Consider the following 18,938-nt stretch of genomic DNA (forward strand, 5'->3'; position numbering starts at 1 on the left):
CATGGAGAACTCCGCTCCCGGTATCCACCGCACCGCACGCGGCACGTTCATGGAACTGCCCCCGCAGACCCGCATGCTGCTGGAGAGCGAGGGATCGACCACGATCCTGCTGGAGTCACTCATCGCCTGCCGGCTCACCGTCCGCGTCGACTCCCAGCTCCCGGTGGACGCCGGCTCCCTGGACCGCCGGATCCGCGACGAGCTGGGGCTGTCGCCGCACGCGAAGCCGGTGCTCCGCAGGTCCGCGCTGCTCACCCCGGCCGGGGAGGTCGTCAGCAGCAACCGTGTCGTCTTCGACGGGTCGGCCGTGCCGTGGCTGGCGGACAGCCAGGACTCCACACCGCTGGGCCGTGAACTGCGCGCCCGCAACTCCATGCAGCACCGCGTCATCCTCGACAACGGGCTGGCGAGCTGGCCGCCGGGCGGGGCCGGTACGCCCTGCGCGTTCAAGGAGTACATCATCAACTGCTCCGACGGCAGCCGCATCCACCTGCACGAGACGTTCAGCCCGCACTTCGTCCCGGTGCCCGGGCGATGAGCTGGGACGGGGTGCCCGAAGCGTTCCAGGAGTGGTGGACCAAGCGCGCCAGGGCGGGCTGGTTCGACGTCACCCGGATTCCGTTCGACGAGATGGAGGGCTGGTCCTTCGACGAGCCGACCGGGAACCTGGTCCACGGGAGCGGGAAGTTCTTCTCGGTGGAAGGGCTGCGGGTGACCGACGGGGACGGCCGCGGCACCTGGGCCCAACCGGTGATCCACCAGCCGGAGTTCGGTGTCCTCGGCATCCTCGTGAAGGACTTCGACGGGGTCCCGCACTGTCTGATGCAGGCGAAGATGGAACCCGGCAACATCAACACCCTGCAGCTGTCCCCCACCGTGCAGGCCACCCGCAGCAACTACACCCGGGTGCACGGCGGCCAGCCGACCCGCTACCTCGACCACTTCCGCGGTCCCGGCCGCGGGCAGGTCCTGGTGGACACCCTGCAGTCCGAGCAGGGCACCTGGTTCTGGCACAAGCGCAACCGCAACATGGTGGTGCGGGTGACCGAGGACGTTCCGCTGCACGAGGACCACCAGTGGATCGCCTGGGACGACCTGCGGCGGATGCTGCGCGTCGACGACCTCGTCAACATGGACAGCCGCTCGGTGATCGCCTCGCTGCCCTTCCCCCCGGGCCCCGGTTCTGCCGGGGCCGCGCACCACGCCATGAGCCACGTCCTCAGCTGGTTCACCGAGGCCAAGACCCGCTGCGACTGGTCCGCGCGGCTGGTGCCGCTGACCGGCGTGCCGGGCTGGACCCGGTCCGCGCGGCGGATAGGCGACGAGGCCGGGGACCGCTTCGACGTCATCGCGGTACGGGTGCAGGCCGGGAACCGGGAAGTGCCCGGCTGGACACAGCCGCTGCTCGCGCCCCGCGGCCTGGGACTCGCGGCGTTCCTCGTCCGCCGGATCGACGGCGTACCGCATCTGCTCGCCCGCGCCGGGCACGAGCCGGGGCTGCTGGACCGGGTCGAGATCGCGCCCACCGTGCAGCTCCCCGACGCGGCGGCGGGCGGCTTCGGCGGGGCGCCGCCGTTCCTCGACGTGGTGCTGGGTGCCTCGCAGGACCAGGTGCGCTTCGACACGGTGCTGTCCGAGGAGGGCGGCCGTTTCTACCACGCCAGGACCCGCTACCGGCTGATCGAGGTGGGTGACGAGGTGCCGGTGCGGGTGCCGGAGGACTTCTGCTGGACGACCGTGTCCCAGCTGATGGAACTGGTGGGTCACGGCCATTATCTGAACGTGGAGGCGCGCACCCTGCTCGCCTGTGCGCGGAGCCTGTGACCGGCGGCGCGCTGAGGAACGTGTGAAGGGGAACCCCGATGAGCGAGCCAGAACCGGCCTCCGGCGTCCTGCGGCTCGGGGTGCTGGGCTGCGCCGACTTCGCCTGGCGCAAGATGCTGCCCGCGATCGCCACCGTCCCGGGGCTCCGGATCACGGCGCTGGCCAGCCGCGACCCCGCGAAGGCGGCACGCTTCGCGGACCGCTTCGGCGGCGAGCCCGTCACCGGGTACGAGGCGCTGCTGGAGCGGGAGGACGTCGACGCCGTGTACGTGGTCCTGCCCACCGGCCTGCACCACACATGGGCGATGCGGGCGCTGGCCGCCGGCAAGCACGTACTGGCCGAGAAGTCCCTGACGACGGGGGCCGAGGAGGCCGCGGAACTGGTGGCCGCGGCGCGGGACCACGGTCTGTGGCTGATGGAGAACTTCCTCTTCCTCCACCACTCCCAGCACCCGGCCGTGCGCGAGCGGATCGACGCCGGCGCGATCGGTGCACCGCGGGTCTTCAGCGCCGCCTTCGGCGTCCCGCCGCGCCCCGCCGGGGACATCCGCAACAGCCCGGAACTCGGCGGCGGCGCCCTGCTGGACGTGGGTGCCTACACCGTCCGTGCGGCGACGTACTTCCTCGGCCCCGATCTCACCCTGGCCGGCTCCCAGCTGCGGATCGACGGGCGCACGGGGGTGGACGTGGGCGGCAGCGCCCTGTTCCACACGCCCGCGGGCGTCTCGGCGGAGCTCTCCTTCGGCTTCGACTCCTCCTACCGCACCACTTACGCGCTGTGGGGCAGCGAGGGCCGGATCAGCGTGGACCGGGCCTTCACCCCGCCCGCCGATCTGCTGCCGTCGGTGCGCTGGGAGCGGCAGGACTCGGTGCAGGATCTGGTCCTGCCGGCCGACGACCAGTACGCCAACGGGGCCCGGGCGTTCGCCCACCGCGTGCTGACGGGTGCGCCCTTCGACGCGTACGGGGAGTCGCTGGTGCACCAGGCGGCGCTGCTGGAGCAGATCAGGGACCGGGCGCACCACGTGACGGTCTAGAACCGTTACCCGACGCCGTTCAGGTCGGGCCCCAGCCGGTGCCCCGCGTCCAGGTCCGCGATCGCCGCCAGGTCCGCGTCGTCCAGGGTGAAGCCGAGCAGGTCCGTGTTCCGCCGGATCCGGGCCGGGTCGGCCGAGCGGGGGATCGCGATGTGGCCGAGCTGCAGATTCCAGCGCAGGACGACCTGGGCGGCGGTCACCCCGTACCGCCCGGCGATGGCGGTGAGCACCGGCAGCGCGAGCACCTCGCCCTGTCCGAGGGGGCTGTACGCCTCGGTGGCGATGCCCCGCGCACGGTGGTGGGCCCGCAGTGCGGGCCGCTGGTACCAGGGGTGCAGCTCGATCTGGTTGACGGCCGGGACGATGCCGGATCCGGCCGCCAGCCGTTCGAGGTGCGGGATACAGAAGTTGGAGACACCGATGGCGCGGGCGCGCCCCTCGGCGTGGATCCGTTCCAGCGCCCGCCAGCTCTCCGGGTACAGCTCGCGGGCCGGCTGGGGCCAGTGGATCAGGTACAGGTCGACGTACTCCAGGCCGAGCGCGGCCAGCGAGGCGTCGAAGGCGCGCAGCGTCCGGTCGTGGCCCTGGTCGGCGTTCCACAGCTTGGTGGTGACGAAGAGGTCGGCGCGCGGCAGCCCCGAGGCGGCGAGCGCCCGGCCGGTCCCGCGCTCGTTGGCGTACACCGCGGCGGTGTCGATGCCGCGGTAGCCGCATTCCAGTGCCGTCGACACCGCGACAGCGGCCTGGGCGTCGGTCAGATGACCGACGCCCAGGCCGAGCTGTGGCATCGCGGTGCCGGTGTTGAGGGTGACGCGCGGAAGACCGCTCACGCCGCCCCCGTCCGTCCCCGGCGCCGGGTGACTACTTGAGCGCACCGGCGGTGAGGCCGGCCTGGATCTGCTTCTGGAAGACGACGTAGACGGCGAGCACCGGGAGCATCGCGATGGCGAGGCCGGCGAAGAGGGCCGCCCAGTCGCCGGCGTAGCCCTGCTGGACCGCAAGATCAGCCAGGCCCTGAGTGAGCAGGTAGTTCTTCTGGTCGCCCTGATTGAGGACGATCGGCAGCAGGTACTGATTCCACTGACCCAGCACATTGAAGACGCCGATGCTGATGAGCCCCGGCTTCGACATCGGCAGCATGATCTGGAAGAAGGTCCGCGTGTGCGAGGCTCCGTCGACCAGTGCCGCTTCCGCCACCGTGGTCGGCAGCGTCCGGAAGAACGATGTCATGAAGAACACGGTGAACGGCAGCGAGTAGGCGATGTAGACCAGGATCAGCCCCGGAAAGGTGTTGAGCAGGCCCATGCTCTTCGTGACGAAGAAGAGCGGGACCAGCACCATCACGACCGGGAAGGCCATGCCGCTGACGAAGAGAAAGTAGATGAACCGGTTGCCGGGGAATTCGAAACGCGCCAGGACATAGGCCGCCATCGACCCCAGAATCATCGTGCCGACCGTCGAGAAACCGACCACGATGGCGGAGTTGATGAAGTACTGCCCGATGCTCGCTTCGCTCCAGGCGTGACTCCAGTTCTCGAAGTGCGGGTGAGTGGGGAGCGACCACGGGTGGGCGAGGATATCGCCCGAGGTCTTGAGCGAACTCCACAACACCCAGAGCATGGGCACGCCGACCATGATTCCCCACAGGAAGAGGAACCCGTGCGAGAAGACGTTGAGCACGCCGCCTTCGCTGCGCCGCCAGTTCCGGCGGGCCTTTCCGGCAGCCGGGGCCGCGGAAGTCTGATTTTCCACCGATACGGTGTTCGCCGTCATCGCGCCACCCCTTAGAACTCGATACGCTCGCGGCGCGACAGCCGCATGCTGAGAATGGCGAACACCAGTGTCACGATCAGCATGGCGACACCGATCGCCGCCGCGGAACCGTATTGGCTGTTGTCCCGGAACGCCGTCTTGTACAACAGCAGCGGCAGTACGTCGGTGCTTTCGTCGGGCCCGCCGAGGTTCACCGACATCAGCTGGACGAAGGCGAAGCCGTCCATGGCCATGATGCCCATGTAGACCCAGCCGGTGGCCACCGTGTCACGCAGCAGCGGCAGCGTGATCCTGAAGAACGTCGCGGCGCGCTCGGCGCCGTCCAGCCGTGCGGCCTCGTAGAGCTCGGTCGGGATGGAGGCCATCCCGGCGGAGAAGAGGACGACGAAGAAGCCGACGTTCGCCCAGATCATGACGACCATGATGCAGGCCAGCGCGGTGGACTTGTCCCCCAGCCACGCGTGCTGCAGCGAATCGAGACCCACGCTTCCCAGCAGGGAATTCAGAAGCCCGTCACTCGGGTCCGGGTTGTAGATCTGCTGCCAGAGGACCGCGATGATCGTGACCGACAACACCTGCGGGAAGAAGAAGACCACCTTGTAGATGGACGATCCCCGCACGCCGGAGACCCCCGCAGAGCTTCCCCTGCGGCGGCCTCCGACGTTGAGCATGAAGGCGAAGAACAGACCGAGCGACAGCGTCACCAATGGCACCACCAGCAGCATGATGATGTTGTGCGACAACGCCTTCCAGAACAGGTCGTTGTGGATGAGCTTCTGATAGTTGTCCAACCCGACCCAGTTCTGCTCGGGTGTGATACCGCTCCAGTCCGTCATCGAGATCTTGAAGTCCTGGACGAAGGGCGAGATCACGAGGACCCCGTACAGCGCCAGAGGAATCGCCAGAAACCCGATGATGAACCGGTACTTGCCATGTCGCATGTCGCCGGTCGCTCTCGTCTCAGCCAGTGGAAGTGAAGCAGCGTCAGGCGTGCTTGAACTTCGGGATCGCGGAGTCCTTCGCGGTCGCGTCCGAGGCCGCCTGCGCCTTGGTGATCCACTCAGCGGCCTTGATCTTGCCGGAGAGCAGGTCGAGGGTCAGGTTGCCGATCGTCTCTTCGTTCAGCTTCTTGTACCAGTCGCCGAGCCGCGGGTTCACGACGTTGGCGGCGGCGGCCTTGAGGCCCGCGCTCGCGGAGGCGAGACCCGGGGTCAGGGTCAGGCCCTCCTCGGCGCCCGCGACGGCGGTCAGGGACTTCAGGGACTCGGTGAAGGCCTTGGCCTGGGCCTTGCTCAGCATGATGCGGAGCAGCTCCATGCCGCCGGCCGGGTTCTTGCCGTCCTTGGCGACGATGAAGGGCTCACCGGCCGCGGCGCGGATCGCACCGTACGGAAGCTTGTCGCTGGCGGCACCCTGGATCGGGCCGACCGCCAGGTCGAAGTCCTTCGACATGGTGGGCGCTGCCTCGTTCTCCACCCAGGAACCGTTCGGGATGAAGGCGGCCTTGCCCTTCGTCCAGTCGGTCTGCGCCTGGATGTGGGTCTTGCCCTCGGAACCCTGGAGGATGTAGCCCTTGGCGGCCAGCTCCTCGTAGTACGCGATGACACCCTTGACCGCGTCGGTCTGGAACGCCTTCGGCTCCAGGTTGTCGATGGCGTTGATGCCCTCGACGCCGCCGGCCTTGGCGATCTGGGCGAAGATGTCGAAGTGCACGTAGTACGGGTACTTGCCCGGGTACGTGTAGGGCGCGATGCCCGCGGCCTTGATCTTCTCGAACAGCGCGAGCTGCTCGGTGAGGGTCTGCGGGTACGTCCAGCCCTTCTCCTTGAAGAGCTTGTTGGAGTACCAGGTGCCGTAGACGGTGAACGCGTAGTTGAGCGCGTACACCTCCTTGCCGCCGTACTGGCCCTGCTCGATGGTGCCGGCGATCAGGGTGTCGCGGACCTTCTTGGCCGGGTCGTCGAAGGACGCGGCGTCGAGCAGCGGGGTGAGGTCGACGAGCTTGCCCTGCTTGGCGAGCGCCGCGGTGTCCAGGTTGTCGGCACCCGAGTTGTCCATGACGTCGGGCGGGCTGCCACCGGCGAAGCGCGGCTGCAGCTTCGGGCCCAGGGCCTGGGTACCCGTGTGCTTGACCGTCGTCTTGTAGGTGGTGTTGTAAGCCGTCTCGGCGTTCTTGACGTAGTCGTCGCCGAAGCCGCCCTTGAAGATGAACGCCTCGAGAGGCGCGCCCTCCTTGACACCGAGCGGGTTCTTGGCGGACACCGTGCCCGTCTCCTTGGGCTTGTCGGTCTTGTCACCGCTGTCGGAGGCACATGCGGTGAGGAAAGATGCCGACGGTACGGCGACCAGGCCAACGGCCATCGCGCGCTTGACCAGATCCCGGCGGTTCAGTTCGGATCCCATGCTCAAGTCCTCGCCCTCTACAGGACTCATGCGGTGCAGCGGAATCCGCCGGCGCCCGCGAACAGATGAAGCTTCAGTGATGCTGCCATCCACCGGAGGGGTGGTCCTGCCACGAGCGGGCGTTTTCGGCCCGTCGATCCCCCCGCCCGGCCCGCGCTCGCGGGCTTCCCTGGACGCGACAGGTATAGTCCACTTCTCGTTGAGAGGGCAAGATCGAAAGCCCGTTTGGCCGTGAAGCTTTCCCGAGTTGAGACCTGGCCGAAACGCGGAGGAGCAGACTCCGTTTCTGGAACCACCTCGAACAGTAGGCATTTGCCTTCACTTATCTACCATTGATCACCCCTCTCGCGTTCACTTCTTGAAGGACAAATGCGGACGGACCGCACCCCGGGGTGAGGGGGTGCGGTCCGTCCGGACGGCCGTGGCGGGCCGTCCCGGCCCGTGTCGGGCGGTGCTTACTTGGTGATCAGCGAGCGCAGCACGTACTGCAGGATGCCGCCGTTGCGGTAGTAGTCCGCCTCGCCGGGGGTGTCGATGCGCAGCTTGGCGTCGAACTCCACGTCGCCGGCCGTCACCTTCACCGTCTCCGGGATCCCGCCGTCGTTCAGCGCGGTCACGCCGGTGAAGGAGAAGGTCTCCTCGCCGGTGAGCCCCAGGGAGGCCGCGGTCACGCCCTCCGGGTACTGCAGCGGCAGGACGCCCATGCCGATCAGGTTCGAGCGGTGGATGCGCTCGTAGGACTCGGCGATGACGGCCTTGACGCCGAGCAGCGCGGTGCCCTTGGCGGCCCAGTCGCGGGACGAGCCCGAGCCGTACTCCTTGCCCGCCAGGATGACCAGCGGGATGCCGGCGGCCTGGTAGTTCTGCGAGGCGTCGTAGATGAACGACACCGGGCCGCCCTCGACGGTGAAGTCGCGGGTGAAGCCGCCCTCGGTGCCCGGTGCGATCTGGTTGCGCAGCCGGATGTTCGCGAAGGTGCCGCGGATCATGACCTCGTGGTTGCCGCGGCGCGAGCCGTAGCTGTTGAAGTCACGGCGCTCGACCTTGTGCTCGGTGAGGTACTTGCCGGCCGGGGTGTCGGCCTTGATCGCACCGGCCGGGGAGATGTGGTCGGTGGTGACCGAGTCGCCCAGCCGGGCCAGCACCCGGGCGCCGGTGACGTCGGTGACCGGGGTGGTCTCCATCGTCATGCCGTCGAAGTACGGGGGCTTGCGGACGTAGGTGGACTCGGCGTCCCACTCGAACGTGTTGCCGGTCGGGATCGGCAGCGCCTGCCACTGCGCGTCACCCGCGAAGACGTCCTGGTAGGACTTGTTGAACATGTCCTCGCCGATGGAGTTCGCCACGACGTCGTTGACCTCGGCCTCGGTCGGCCAGATGTCCTGCAGGAAGACCGGCTTGCCCTCGGTGTCGGTGCCGATGGCGTCCTTGGTGATGTCCACCTTCATGGAGCCCGCGATGGCGTACGCGACGACCAGCGGCGGCGACGCCAGGTAGTTCATCTTGACGTCGGGGTTGATCCGGCCCTCGAAGTTGCGGTTGCCCGAGAGCACCGAGGTGACGGCCAGGTCGTGCTCGTTGATCGCCTTCGAGATCTCCTCGTCCAGCGGACCGGAGTTCCCGATGCAGGTGGTGCAGCCGTACCCGACGAGGTTGAAGCCCATCTTGTCGAGGTACGGGGTGAGGCCGGCCTTGTCGAAGTAGTCCGTGACGACCTTCGAACCCGGGGCGAGGGTGGTCTTGACCCACGGCTTGCGGGTCAGGCCCCTCTCGACCGCCTTCTTCGCCACGAGCGCGGCGGCGACCATGACGTAGGGGTTCGAGGTGTTGGTGCAGGAGGTGATCGCGGCGACGGTGACGGCGCCGTGGTCGATCTCGAAGGACGTGCCGTCCGCGAGGGTGACCAGGGTCGGACGGCTCGGGACGCCGTTCGTGGACGCCGGGGAGTCGGAGGCCGGGAAGGACTCCTTGCCTGCCTCGTCGTCGTCCTCGACGTAGTTGCGTACGTCGCGGGCGAACTGCTGCGAGGCGTTGGCGAGGACGATGCGGTCCTGCGGGCGCTTCGGGCCGGCGATGGAGGGGACGACCGTGGAGAGGTCGAGCTGCAGCTTCTCCGAGAAGTCCGGCTCGGCGGCCGGGTCCAGCCACAGGCCCTGGGCCTTGGCGTACGCCTCGACGAGCGCGACCTGCTGCGCGTCGCGGCCGGTCAGCCGCAGGTACTTCAGGGTCTCGTCGTCGATCGGGAAGATCGCGGCGGTGGAGCCGAACTCCGGCGACATGTTGCCGATGGTGGCGCGGTTGGCGAGCGAGGTGGCGGCGACGCCCTCACCGTAGAACTCGACGAACTTGCCGACGACGCCGTGCTTGCGCAGCATCTCGGTGATCGTCAGCACCAGGTCGGTGGCGGTGGTGCCGGCCGGCAGCTCGCCGGTCAGCTTGAAGCCGACGACGCGCGGGATGAGCATCGACACCGGCTGGCCGAGCATCGCTGCCTCGGCCTCGATGCCGCCCACGCCCCAGCCCAGCACACCCAGGCCGTTGACCATGGTGGTGTGCGAGTCGGTGCCGACGAGGGTGTCGGGGTACGCCTGGCCGTTGCGGACCATGACGGTACGGGCCAGGTGCTCGATGTTCACCTGGTGAACGATGCCGGTGCCCGGCGGCACGACCTTGAACTCGTCGAACGCGGTCTGGCCCCAGCGCAGGAACTGGTAGCGCTCCCGGTTCCGGCCGTACTCCAGCTCCACGTTCTGCGCGAACGCCTCCGGCGTACCGAACTTGTCGGCGATCACGGAGTGGTCGATGACCAGCTCGGCCGGGGCCAGCGGGTTGATGCGGGACGGGTCGCCGCCGAGCTCCTTGACGGCCTCACGCATGGTGGCGAGGTCCACCACGCAGGGCACGCCGGTGAAGTCCTGCATGATCACGCGGGCCGGCGTGAACTGGATCTCCTGGCTGGGCTGGGCGCTCGAGTCCCAGTTGCCGATGGCCCGGATGTGGTCGGCGGTGATGTTCGCGCCGTCCTCGGTGCGGAGCAGGTTCTCCAGCAGGACCTTCAAGCTGTAGGGAAGGCGGGCGGAGCCCTCGACCTTGTCCAGCTTGAAGATCTCGTACGACTCGTCGCCCACCTGCAGCGTGCTGCGGGCGTCGAAGCTGTTCGCCGACACGACAGTCTCCTTCATGCATGTAATTCGCGCGTACCACCGCAATCCTGCCGACACGACCGACACGACTCCATGCCGATCCGCTAAGGTGAGCGCTAGGTTAGGTATGCCTTACCTAGTAGCTCGGTGACTGCGGCGTGGTACGCCTCGGCAGATATCTCGATGTCGAGATAACTCTAGTACATCACCGGTGCGGGGTCATGCCCCGGCACCCCTGTGGCGCTCGCGCGCGCCCGGCGCCATGACCCGGAACCCACTCGTCCATCTGGAGCAATCCTTCACACGATCAGGCACATTAATCTCATATCCGAGATAGTGACCTTGTGTGACGTTGCCGGATCGAGGGCCACCGCGCCACGTCTACCCCGTTCCCGACGATCCACACGCCGCACCTGCCTTTCGCCACACAGCCCCCATCTCATGTGTGAGATACCGTTTGCCACATGATCGATGACTACCTCGCCCGTATCGGCAAGCTCATCCGTGACGCCCGCCAGCACCGCGGCTGGACCCAGTCCCAGCTCGCGGAGGCACTGGGCACCAGCCAGAGCGCGGTCAACCGCATCGAGCGCGGCAACCAGAACATCAGCCTGGAGATGATCGCCAGAATCGGCGAGGCCCTCGACAGCGAGATCGTGTCGCTCGGCTACGCGGGGCCCATGCACCTGCGGGTGGTCGGCGGGCGGCGGCTGTCCGGCGCGATCGACGTGAAGACCAGCAAGAACGCGTGCGTCGCGCTGCTCTGCGCCTCCCTGCTGAACTCCGGGCGCACCACGCTGCGCCGGGTCGCCAGGATCGAGGAGGTCTACCGGATCCTGGAGGTGCTGAACAGCATCGGGGTCCGCACCCGCTGGATCAACGACGGCAACGATCTGGAGATCGTGCCGCCGGCCGAGCTGGACCTCGACGCGATGGACACCGAGGCGGCCCGGCGCACCCGCAGCGTGATCATGTTCCTCGGCCCGCTGCTGCACCGCACCGACCGCTTCCGGATCCCGTACGCCGGCGGCTGCGACCTCGGCACCCGTACGGTGCAGCCGCACATGAACGCGCTGCGCCACTTCGGCCTCGACGTGACGGCCACCGACGGCACCTATCACGCGGTCGTCGAGCGGGCGATCTCCCCCAGCCGGCCCATCGTGCTGACCGAACGCGGCGACACGGTCACCGAGAACGCGCTGCTGGCCGCCGCCCGCAACAACGGCATCACCGTGATCCGCAACGCCAGCTCGAACTACATGGTCCAGGACCTCTGCTTCTTCCTGGAGGAGCTCGGGGTACGGGTCGACGGCGTCGGGACCACCACCCTGACCGTGCACGGGGTCACCGACATCGACCGCGATGTGGACTACGCGCCCTCCGAGGACCCGGTCGAAGCGATGAGCCTGCTGGCCGCCGCCGTGGTCACCGAGTCGGAGCTGACGATCCGCCGGGTGCCGATCGAGTTCCTGGAGATCGAACTGGCCGTCCTGGAGGAGATGGGCCTGGACCACGAGCGCACCGAGGAATACAAGGCCGACAACGGCCGGACCCGCCTCATCGACCTCACCGTGCGCCCGTCCAAGCTCCGCGCGCCCATCGACAAGATCCACCCGATGCCGTTCCCCGGCCTCAACATCGACAACGTCCCCTTCTTCGCCGCCATCGCCGCGACCGCCCAGGGCTCCACGCTCATCCACGACTGGGTGTACGACAACCGCGCGATCTATCTCACCGAGCTCACCCGTCTGGGCGCCGGCGTCAAACTGCTCGACCCGCACCGCGTCCTCGTCGAGGGCCCGACCCGCTGGCGCGCCGCCGAGATGATGTGCCCGCCCGCGCTGCGCCCCGCCGTCGTCATCCTGCTCGCGATGATGGCCGCCGAGGGCACCTCCGTACTGCGCAACGTCTATGTCATCAACCGCGGCTACGAGGACCTGGCCGAGCGGCTCAACACGATCGGCGCGCAGATCGAGACGTTCCGCGACATCTGACCGAGCGCCCGCCCCAGCAGGCCCGGCACCCGCTCCTCGAGGAGCGGGTGCCGGGCCTGATCGCTGTTCGCAGAAGCCCTGACAGCCCCTGACAGCGGTCGTCGACCGTCGTCAGCGCACTGTCCGCGGGCTGTCAGCCGGGCCCGGCATCGTCATGGTCATCGAGAACGACGAGGACCTGACGAGGAGTTGTTGAACATGGGGTACGCGATCCGGGCCGAGGGTCTGGTCAAGAAGTACGGCGACTTCACCGCCCTGGACGGCGTCGACCTGGAGGTCCCGGCCGGCAAGGTCGTCGGCGTCCTGGGTCCCAACGGCGCCGGCAAGACCACCACCGTGCGCATCCTGGCCACGCTGATGCGCCCCGACGCCGGACACGCCAGAATCGGCGGCTACGACATCGTCAAGGACCCGGTCAGGGTCCGGCAGCTGATCGGGCTGACCGGTCAGTTCGCCTCCGTGGACGAGACCCTGTCCGGCGCCGAGAACCTGGTGCTCATCGGACGGCTGCTCGGCCTGTCCCGGCGCGACGCGAAGGCGCGGGCCACCGAGCTCCTGGAGAACTTCTCCCTCACCGAGGCGGCCCGCAAGCCGATCGCCACCTTCTCCGGCGGTATGCGGCGGCGCCTGGACCTGGCCGCCTCCCTGGTCGGCCGGCCGCGGGTGCTCTTCCTGGACGAGCCCACCACCGGTCTGGACCCGCATGCCCGGCAGGAGGTCTGGAACGTCGTACGGCAGCTGGTCGCGGACGGCTCCACCGTGTTGCTGACCACCCAGTACCTCGAAGAGGCCGACCAGCTCGCCGACTCCATCACCGTCTTCGACAAGGGCCGCAAGGTCGCCGAAGGCCGGCCCGGTGAGCTCAAGCGCCGCGTCGGCGGCCAGATCCTCCAGGTCCGGCCCGCCATGGCCGCCGATGTGCCGCAGGTGGCGCAGCTGCTCGCCGAGCTGTCCGGCCACTCCCCCGCGCAGGACTCCGGTGTGCTGACCGTCCCGGCCGACGACCCGCTGCTGGTCGCCGCGGTCGCCCGCCGCCTGGACGGCGCCGGCATCACCGCCGACGAGCTCGGGCTGCGGCTGCCCAGCCTCGACGAGGTCTTCCTCGCCCTGACCGGACACCAGCCCGCCGTCGCCGACGAGCAGCCCGTCGCCGTCTGAGCCACCGGCTCCCCCGTTCCGCGCAGACCTTCCCGAGAGGACCTCCGTCATGAGCACCCAGACCCTCAGCAGCACCCAGCCCCTCGTCGCCCCCGCCGAACTCCCCGGCCGTATCGGGCTCGCGCAGACCGTCCAGCACAGCCTGGCCCTCGCCGGCCGCGGCGTCACCAAGTTCATGAAGTCGCCGATGCAGCTGGTCGATGTGATCCTCACCCCGATCATCAGCCTGCTGATGTTCATCTACCTGTTCGGGGACGCCATGTCGGGCGGCGACACCCACGGCTATCTGCAGCACGTCACCCCAGGCGTCATGGTGATGGCCGTCTTCCAGGCCAGCATCGGCATCGGCGCCTCGCTCAGCGCGGACGCCGGCACCGGGATCTTCGACCGGTTCCGCAGCATGCCGATCGCCCGCTCCAGCCCGCTGATCGGCGCCGTCCTGGCCGACATCGTCCGCTACGTCGCCTGCCTGGGCACCCTGGTCGTGCTCGCGCTGATCATGGGATACCGCGTCGGGACCGACCCGGTCGCCTCGCTCGCCGCGATCGCCCTGCTCATCGGCTTCGCGCTCAGCTTCTCCTGGATCTCGGTGTTCCTCGGCATGCTGATCAAGAACCCCGCCTCCGTGCAGGGCCTGATGACCATCCTGATCCTGCCGCTCACCTTCGCCAGCAACGTCTTCGTCTCCGACAACAAGATGGCCGACTGGCTCCAGGCCTGGTCCGACGTCAACCCGGTCTCGCTGGTCGCCGACGCGGTCCGCGGTCTGCTCAACGGCGGGCCGGTCGCCGGCTCGCTGGCCGGCAGCCTCGCCTGGATGGCCGGTGTGGTCGTGGTCTTCTTCCCGCTCGCCATGCGGGCCTACCGCAAGAACGCCGGATGATCCGCATCGTCCTCCGGTGACAAGCCCGGCCGGGCGGGGTCCGCACCCACGGGGGTGGAGCGGACCCCGCCCGGCCGTCCGCGTGACCGCGTCCGGCTCGTCAGGTCCGCGGCACCGTCCGCAGGGTCTCCGCCTCCAGCCACCGCAGCGCGTCCCCGCGGGAGTACCCGGCCCCCTCCTCGAACGCCTTCCTGAAGCCCTCCTCGCCCAGCGTCCCCACGATGCGGTCGACGAGCTCGCGCCACTCGGGCTCGCCCCAGTCGAAGGCGCCGCGCATCACCTGGCTCATGCCGAGCGACCTGGCGCCCTCTTCGGGAGCGCCCTCCAAGGTCCGCAGTCCGCCCAGCAGTTCGGCCACCCAGGCGAGCGCGGCGCCGGCGCCCTGGCCGAACAGGGCGCCGGCCGCCTCCGGCAGCAGGGCCCTGGCCCGCACGGCGTCACCCTCGGCGAGACGGTTCTCGACGCGGGTGCTGACGATCAGGTCGCGGGCGGTCTGCCTGAGGGAGGGGCGCCGGGCGCTCAGCGCCTCCAGCCGGTCGAGGGTCGCGTCGGATTGCGCCAGGTCCCCGGCCCTGCGTTGCACATTGGCCAGGCCCACGAGGATGTTGGCCTCCAGGCGCAGCTGTCCGCGCTCACGGGCCTGCCGGTGTGCGGCGTGCAGATCGCGGAAGGCGCCTTCCAGGTCGCCGCTGCGCCGGCGTTCACGGGCGAGTCTGGCCTTGCTGAGGTAGAGGTAGTCCTCGGTGCCGAGTTCGGAGCTGAGTGCCACGGTCCGCTCGAAGGTGGCGATGGCCTGCGGGTACTCGCCGCGCAGGGAGTGGTCACGGCCGATCGGGAGCAGGCTCATCACGAGCCCCCAGCGGTCGCCGACCTCCTCGAAGCCGCGCAGCGCCTCGAGCCGGGACGCGGCGCCGGTGACCAGGTCTCCCTGCTCGGTGAGGGCGAAGTCCCGTGCCAGGTGGGCGCCGGCCCGGACCCAGGGGTCGGGCGAGTGGAGCGGGTCCTGGTCCGCGGTTCCGCCCGGTCCCGCTGCGCGGGCGGGGAAGGAGACCTGGGACATCCGCAGGAGCAGTACGGCCGGGTGGAACTCACGCGCCGTCGCCGATTCCCCCTCGACGCCCGGACGTTCGCCGCCGGCTGCCCCGCGTCCGGAGTCCTGTGCAGGTACGGAATCCGGCCCGGTGGCCTCCGCCAGATGGGTGTCGAGCTGGGTGCTCATCCCCCGGATGCCCCAGTACCAGAACATCGCCCCGGCGAAGCGCGCGGCCAGGTTCCCGTCCCGGGCGTCGACGACCGAGCGCAGCGCGAGCACGAGGTTGTCGTGTTCGGCGTCGAAGACCTCGATCGCACGCAGTTGTTCACCGGTACGGAGGCGTGGTTCGTGTTCTTCCGCGAGAGCCAGGAAGTACGCGGCGTACCGCTGGGTGACGGCGTCCCCGGACTCGGCGTCGGCGAGTTGCCGCGCCGCGTACGCGCGGACCGTCTCCAGCATCCGGTAGCGCGGTTCGCCCAGCCGCTCGTCGACGGTGTGGACCAGCGATTTCTCGACCAGGGCGTCCAGCACGTACGGGATGTCGGCGGCCGGCAGCGACGGGTCCGCGCAGACCGCTTCGAGCGCGGGGACGGTCGCGCCGCCCGGGAACACCGACAGTCTGCGGGCGAGGATCCGCTCGGGTTCGTCGAGCAGGTCCCAGCTCCACTCGACGAGCGCGAGCAGGGTGCGCTGACGGGGCAGGGCGGTGCGGCTGCCCGAGGCGAGGAGGCGGAAGCGGTCGTCGAGGCGGCGCGCTATCTGCTCGACGCTCATCGAGCGGAGCTTCGCCGCGGCCAGTTCGAGGGCGAGCGGCATCCCGTCGAGCCGGCGGCAGACCTCGACCACGGCGTCGAGGGTCGAGTCGTCGAGCGTGAAGTCCGGCCGGACTCCGGCGGCCCGGTCGACGAAGAGGCGGACGGCGGGCGACTGCGCGGCCTCGGCGGGCTCCGGCGATCCCATCGGGATGTCGAGGGGGCCGAGGTGACACAAGGACTCACCGGTGATGGCGAGGGCCTCGCGGCTGGTGGCGAGGATCCGCAGCTCCGGCAGCTTGTCGAGGAGTTCGGCGGCGAGTTCCGCGGCCGCCTCGACGAGGTGCTCGCAGTTGTCGAGCAGGAGCAGGGCGTCGCCGCTGCCGAAGAGTCCGGCCATGCGCTCGACCGGGGTGGCCCGCTGCCCCTGGCCGGCGTCGTACAGGCGGCCGTCGGTGGAGCTGAGGGCACCGAGTACCGCGTCGGCCAGCTGGTCCGGTGCGCTGACACCGGCGAGCGGCACGAACCAGACCCGGCCGCGCGGGTGGGCGCGGTCCTTGGTGGCCGCTTCGAGGGAGAGCCGGGTCTTGCCCGCGCCGCCGGGGCCGACGATGGTGATGAGCCGGCCGCGGTCCAACTGCCCGGCGAGCCGCTCCAGTTCGCCGTCCCGGCCGACGAAGCTGGTCAGCCGGGCCGGGAGGCGGTTCGGGGCGGCCTCGGCCCGCTCGGCCGGGGTCTCCAGCTCGCCGCGCAGCAGGACCAGATGGATCTCCCGCAGTTCGGCCGACGGATCGACGCCGAGTTCACCGGCGAGCCGCTTGCGTATCGCCTCGTACACCGCGAGTGCGTCGGACTGCCGGCCGGCTGCGGACAGCGCCCGCATCCGCAGCCCGGCGACCCGCTCGCTCAACGGCCGTTCGGCGCCGGCCGCTTCGAGGTCGGCGAGCACCTCTCCGTGCCGTCCGAGCCGCAGTTCGGCATCGCAGCGGTCCTCGGCCGCCGCGGTCCGCAGATCGTCGAGCCGGGTCGCGACGGGTCCGGCGAACGGCGCGTCGAGCACATCGGCGAGCGCCGCGCCCCGCCACAGCCCGAGCGCCGTTCCGAGCAGTGCGGCCGCCTCGCCGGCCCGGCCGGCCGCGAGGGCCCGTCTGCCCTGGGCGGCCAGGTCCTCGAAGCGGTGAACGTCCACGTCCTCGGCCCGGACCGAGAGCCGGTAGCCGCCGGACGCGGACTCCACCGTCGCGGACCCGCGCAGCGCCCTGCGGAGCCGGGACACCAGCGCCTGCAGCGCGTTGGCCGCTTCGGCGGGCGGCTCCTCGCCCCACAGGCCGTCGACGAGCGAGTCGACGGACACCGTACGGCCCTCTTCGAGGGCGAGCCTGGCGAGGAGCATCCGCAGCCGGACGCCACCCACCTCGACCGGCGTCCCGTCGTCGGCGTCCACGTGAATCGGTCCAAGCAGCACTACGCGCACACTGCGGCCTTCCCCTCCGAACCGACCGGCTCCCGCCGTGTCGATCATTCCTCCAGCGCCGGGACAGCATCACCCACGCGAACACCCCTGGTAAAGGGCCTGCGGCAGCGGACGGCAGCACGGTGGACGGGCGCGCGATCCGCCGGCCCTTGCCAGGCCTTACTCATTCAGGTAACTTTTTACTCATGCGAGTAACAGAGAATGCCGGCGCACCCACCGGACGGTCGGTCACCGCGACCGCCCGGCGGGCGCAGATCGTCGGGGCGGCCATCGAGGCCATCGCGGAGCTGGGATACGCCCAGACCTCGTTCGCGAAGATCGCCGCACGGGCCGGGATCAGCAGCACGCGGCTGATCTCGTACCACTTCGCGGGCAAGGACGATCTGATGCGGGCGGTCGTCGACGAAGTGACGACCGCCGCCGCGGCCTTCATCCGGCCGCGGATCACGGCCGTCGCCGGGCGGGCGGCGGTCCTTGCCGCCTACATCGAGGCGAACCTGGACTTCATGAGCACCCACTCGGCGCACATCCGCGCACTGGTGGACATCGCGGTGAACGCGCGGACGCCGGAGGGCGCACCGCTGACCGTCCAGGACGGGCCCGCGCTGGAACTGCTGGAGCGGCACTTCCGGGACGGCCAGGCGGAGGGCGTGTTCCGGGACTTCGATCCGCGGGTGATGGCGGTCAGCCTGCGGGCGTCCATCGACGCGGCGGCGGGCGTGCTGGCCCGCGAGCCCGGCGCCGACCTGAAGGCGTACGGCACGGAACTGGTCGGAATCTTCGAGCGGGCCACCCAAGGGGAGACGTCATGAGCGAGGTCACAGCGGTGCGGGAGCCGGCCAGTGGACGCAAGGCCGTGCTCGGCACGGTCCTGACGGATCTGGTGCTGCCGCTCGCGGTGTTCTACGGGCTGCGCGCCGCGGGCGTCGACCAGTGGTGGTCGCTGCTGCTCTCCGCGATCGTGCCGGCCGTGATCGTGGTGCGGCGGTTCGTCCGGCGGCGCCAGGTCGAGTACTTCGCGCTGTTCGTGCTCAGCCTCGTCGCGCTGGGCCTGGTCCTGTCGGTGCTGACGCACGATCCCCGGACGATGCTCGTCCGGGACGCGTGGGTCGGCATGGCGGGCGGGCTCGCCGCCGTGTGGATGCTCGGTTCCGTGGTGCGCGGACGGCCCGCCCTGATGGTGCTGTTCCGGTCCTTCGTGCTGACCAAGGCAGGCCCGCAGGGGCTGCGCACCTGGGAGGCGCGGTGGGACGACGACCCCGCCTTCCGGCACGGACTGCGGGTGCTGACGACCGTCTGGGGCCTCGCCGGCCTGCTCAACGCCTTCGCCAATCTCGCCTTCGCGTACGCGCTGCCCATCGACGACGCCCCGGCCGCCATGCACCTCGTCTGGCCGGTGATCGCGGTACCGCTGACGGTCTTCCACGTCGTCTACACCAAGCGCCGCGACCTGCGCGCCTGAGC

General features: G+C 69.7%; 14 protein-coding genes. 8 read left to right on the plus strand and 6 right to left on the minus strand.

What is annotated here, in order from left to right; translation table 11 throughout:
* Nucleotide 1 precedes the first annotated feature (1 nt).
* From LNW73_RS06990 to LNW73_RS07000, 3 genes are read left to right on the plus strand one after another with little or no spacing between them, the layout of a single operon-like run.
* Entirely contained in the window at nt 2-538 is a 537-nt protein-coding gene (locus LNW73_RS06990; RefSeq protein ID WP_250989339.1) for a hypothetical protein, read from the plus strand.
* Entirely contained in the window at nt 535-1,824 is a 1,290-nt protein-coding gene (locus LNW73_RS06995; protein WP_250989340.1) for an NDP-hexose 2,3-dehydratase family protein, read from the plus strand. The genes LNW73_RS06990 and LNW73_RS06995 overlap by 4 nt, the downstream gene beginning before the upstream one ends.
* Nucleotides 1,825-1,862: 38 nt before the next feature.
* A complete protein-coding gene (locus LNW73_RS07000) occupies nt 1,863-2,861 on the plus strand; it encodes a Gfo/Idh/MocA family protein (RefSeq protein ID WP_250989341.1) in 999 nt (332 codons plus the stop codon).
* A gap of 5 nt (nt 2,862-2,866) precedes the next feature.
* Here the strand turns inward: LNW73_RS07000 and LNW73_RS07005 are convergent, their stop codons facing one another.
* The 5 genes from LNW73_RS07005 to acnA all read right to left on the minus strand — a co-directional run bounded on the left by LNW73_RS07005 (nt 2,867) and on the right by acnA (nt 10,204).
* On the minus strand, nt 2,867-3,691 hold the full coding sequence (locus LNW73_RS07005; protein WP_250989342.1) for an aldo/keto reductase: 825 nt from the start codon (nt 3,689-3,691) through the stop codon (nt 2,867-2,869).
* 31 nt (nt 3,692-3,722) lie between these two features.
* A complete protein-coding gene (locus LNW73_RS07010) occupies nt 3,723-4,634 on the minus strand; it encodes a carbohydrate ABC transporter permease (protein WP_250989343.1) in 912 nt (303 codons plus the stop codon).
* Nucleotides 4,635-4,645: 11 nt separating this feature from the next.
* Nucleotides 4,646-5,575: a carbohydrate ABC transporter permease gene (locus LNW73_RS07015; RefSeq protein ID WP_250989344.1), complete on the minus strand. Its 930-nt coding sequence runs from the start codon at nt 5,573-5,575 to the stop codon at nt 4,646-4,648.
* A gap of 43 nt (nt 5,576-5,618) precedes the next feature.
* The gene (ngcE, locus tag LNW73_RS07020) at nt 5,619-7,037 is read right to left on the minus strand and encodes an N-acetylglucosamine/diacetylchitobiose ABC transporter substrate-binding protein (protein ID WP_250989345.1); all 1,419 of its coding nucleotides are present in this window, start codon (nt 7,035-7,037) and stop codon (nt 5,619-5,621) included.
* 455 nt (nt 7,038-7,492) lie between these two features.
* On the minus strand, nt 7,493-10,204 hold the full coding sequence (gene acnA / locus LNW73_RS07025) for an aconitate hydratase AcnA (RefSeq protein WP_308407643.1): 2,712 nt from the start codon (nt 10,202-10,204) through the stop codon (nt 7,493-7,495).
* A gap of 440 nt (nt 10,205-10,644) precedes the next feature.
* Between acnA and LNW73_RS07030 the strand changes: the two genes are divergently transcribed.
* From LNW73_RS07030 to LNW73_RS07040, 3 genes are all read left to right on the plus strand, one after another.
* Complete coding sequence (locus tag LNW73_RS07030; protein ID WP_138354261.1) at nt 10,645-12,174, plus strand: helix-turn-helix domain-containing protein; 1,530 nt, start codon at nt 10,645-10,647, stop codon at nt 12,172-12,174.
* Nucleotides 12,175-12,372: 198 nt separating this feature from the next.
* Nucleotides 12,373-13,332: an ATP-binding cassette domain-containing protein gene (locus LNW73_RS07035; protein ID WP_250989347.1), complete on the plus strand. Its 960-nt coding sequence runs from the start codon at nt 12,373-12,375 to the stop codon at nt 13,330-13,332.
* Nucleotides 13,333-13,381: 49 nt separating this feature from the next.
* Nucleotides 13,382-14,215 carry an ABC transporter permease gene (locus LNW73_RS07040; protein ID WP_250989348.1) on the plus strand — a complete coding sequence of 278 codons (834 nt, stop codon included), beginning with the start codon at nt 13,382-13,384 and terminating at the stop codon, nt 14,213-14,215.
* Nucleotides 14,216-14,315: 100 nt separating this feature from the next.
* On the opposite strand, the gene LNW73_RS07045 is transcribed toward LNW73_RS07040, so the two are convergent.
* Complete coding sequence (locus LNW73_RS07045; protein ID WP_250989349.1) at nt 14,316-17,444, minus strand: BTAD domain-containing putative transcriptional regulator; 3,129 nt, start codon at nt 17,442-17,444, stop codon at nt 14,316-14,318.
* A 215-nt stretch (nt 17,445-17,659) separates the two neighbouring features.
* On the opposite strand from LNW73_RS07045, the gene LNW73_RS07050 reads away from it, so the two are divergent.
* Nucleotides 17,660-18,286 (plus strand): TetR/AcrR family transcriptional regulator, encoded by a 627-nt coding sequence (locus LNW73_RS07050; RefSeq protein ID WP_250989350.1) that lies wholly within the window; start codon nt 17,660-17,662, stop codon nt 18,284-18,286.
* Nucleotides 18,283-18,936 carry a VC0807 family protein gene (locus tag LNW73_RS07055; RefSeq protein WP_250989351.1) on the plus strand — a complete coding sequence of 218 codons (654 nt, stop codon included), beginning with the start codon at nt 18,283-18,285 and terminating at the stop codon, nt 18,934-18,936. The genes LNW73_RS07050 and LNW73_RS07055 overlap by 4 nt, the downstream gene beginning before the upstream one ends.
* Nucleotides 18,937-18,938: the final 2 nt, after the last annotated feature.

Origin of the sequence: Streptomyces sp. RKAG337 (genome assembly GCF_023701715.1) — a bacterium.
Taxonomy (GTDB): Bacteria; Actinomycetota; Actinomycetes; order Streptomycetales; family Streptomycetaceae; genus Actinacidiphila.